Origin of the sequence: Nostoc sp., from assembly GCF_036917415.1 — a bacterium.
Lineage (GTDB): Bacteria > Cyanobacteriota > Cyanobacteriia > Cyanobacteriales > Nostocaceae > Nostoc.
Genome location: NZ_JBALDJ010000118.1, coordinates 1 through 2480, shown reverse-complemented (window position 1 = coordinate 2480; position 2480 = coordinate 1). Strand labels below are relative to the sequence as shown.

The 2480-nt window shown below is 42.1% G+C and carries 2 protein-coding genes; both read right to left on the bottom strand.

Annotation, left to right across the window (positions count from 1 at the left end; genetic code table 11):
* Positions 1-646: tetratricopeptide repeat protein (locus tag V7K41_RS28915; RefSeq protein WP_334853828.1), on the bottom strand; the 646-nt coding region annotated here is incomplete at its 3' end.
* A gap of 217 nt (positions 647-863) precedes the next feature.
* Positions 864-2414 carry a calcium-binding protein gene (locus V7K41_RS28910; protein ID WP_334853827.1) on the bottom strand — a complete coding sequence of 517 codons (1551 nt, stop codon included), beginning with the start codon at positions 2412-2414 and terminating at the stop codon, positions 864-866.
* Positions 2415-2480: the final 66 nt, after the last annotated feature.

Genomic DNA, 2480 nt, shown 5'->3' with positions numbered 1-2480 from the left:
GATTTTTGTAAGCCTTAACGTATGTAGGATCAATCTGTAGAGCTTGGTTGAAATCCTCAAGAGCTTGCTGCTGATTTCCCGTCATGCAGTAAAGCAAACCCCGGTTGTTGTAAGCATCAACATAATCGGGATTAAGCTGCAAAGCTTGATTGAAGTCTTCTAACGCTTCATGCTGATTTCCCTGAGTAAGAAAAATAAAACCTCGACTGTTATAAAGTTCGGCATCGTCAGGAGCAAGGCGCAAAGCTTGATTAAAATCCTCAAGTACCCCCGAAGTTTCTCCTGTTGCCAGACGGAGAATAGCCCGTAGTTTATATGCTTTTACATTGTTAGAATTTAATTGCAAACTTTGGTTGAGGTCGTCGATTGCTGCCTGGGTATTTTCAAGTGCAAAATAAACCATACTTCGCGTATCATATATTTCTGCATCATTGGGATTTAACTTAAGTGTTTGGTTAAAATCTTCTAGCGCCCTTTGATGATTAGCAAGTGCAAGGTAAGCAGCACCACGTTGCTTGTATACTTCAATTTTATTTGAATCGAGCCGCAGAGCTTGGTTAAAGTCTTCGATAGCTCCTTGATAATCTTTTTGTTGAGCTTTTTCTATCCCCTGGTTATAAAAATTTTCACTATTCATTTGAGTCATATTTCAGAGAAAAATCTAGAAGCTTATGTTTAGGTAGTTTATTCAAAAATACAAAAATAAAGGATTTAAAAATTTATATTAGAATACAAACTTTCAATTTAGCACTTTCCCCTATATTCAGTATTGGTATTCTATTTTTCTCCTTACTAAAGTAATATGTCACACTCAAGCACTATAAATAACAAAGTACTTGAGTGTGACAGTTACCTAAACTCTACTAGGCAATAACAAAAATGTCATTACTACCAATCGTTGGTTTATTAGATAGCGTTGCAATCTGCACCGCACCAAACCCAGTTTGATTGCCATCAGCATCAAAGAACACCGCACCAGTAGAAGTGTTGTAAATAAACCTTTGACTAGCACTAGTCGCCGCAACTGCACCGCTACCGATGAAGATTTGGTCTGTTGTTATAAAATTGCCAGCAGTCAACCCACCGCCAAAACCCGCAGCAGAAACATGAAGTGTATCATCAACACTTGAGAAGTCCGTAATTCTATCAACACCCTGGTTAGGACTGTTGAGAACAAAGATATCAGCACCAGTACTTCCTGTGAGTACGTCATTGCCAAAATTGCCAATCAGCACATCATTACCCGACCCGCCAAGCATTGTATCATCGCCAGTACCGCCATCAAGTAAATCATCCCCGTTATTTCCACTCAAACTGTCATTCCCCTCATTACCGAATAGGTTGTTAGCACCACTATTGCCTGCTATCGTGTTGTTGAGGATATTACCAATACCGTCAATAGCGCTTGTACCCGTCAAGGTCAAGTTCTCTAAATTATTTCCTAACGTCCAACCTATAGAGGCATTTACGCTATCGATGCCAGCATTAGTGTCTTCAAAAATACTGTCTGAAGCACTGTCAATAAAGTAGGTATCAGTACCCAGTCCCCCATTCATCACATCGTCGCCAGTACCACCGTTGAGGGTATCGTTGCCATCTCCACCGTTGAGGGTATCATTACCCGCTTCACCATACAGGTAATCGTTGCCAGCACCGCCATCGAGATAGTCATCACCGATACCACCATAAAGGTAGTCGTTACCAGCAGCACCATTGAGGGTGTCATTACCCTCTTCACCATACAGGTAATCGTTGCCAGCACCTGTAGTGATGGCATCCTGTCCTTCTCCACCATGAATATTGCTGTCAACAGCCGCACTGAGATTAATCGTGTCGTTACCACTACCTGTAGTTAAAATGATGCTTTCAATCTCACTAAATGTTGTGCCATTTGAGACTGTACCTGCATTCAAGTTGGTGTAGTTAACCACGATATCACCAGTAACTGAGGACAGGTTCAAAGAGAGATCGTCATTGCCCAAACCACCCACGACATTATCGACACCTGTGCCTGGGTCAAAATAATCATTGCCATCTCCACCGTTGAGAGTATCGTTACCCGCTTCACCATACAGGGAGTCATTGCCAACTCCACCGTTGAGGGTATCGTTACCATCTCCACCATACAAGTAGTCATTGCTATCTCCACCGTTGAGGGTATCGTTGCCCGCTTCACCGTTGAGCCGATCGCTGCCAGCACCGCCATCAAGATAGTCATCGCCGATATCACCATAAAGGTATTCGTTGCCATCTCCACCGTAAAGGGTGTCGTTACCTGCACCGCCATCAAGGGAGTCATTGCCAGCACCACCGTCTAAAATATTATTGAGGTCGTTCCCGTACAGATAATTGTTTAGAGAGTTACCAGTACCGAAGATTGCATTATTAAGCTGTTGTGCTTTTAATTTGCACAAACAGCATTTCCCTTATTTTTTATTTTTCTTCCCCATTTAATAATAAGCTCTCCATCATTTAAGAGT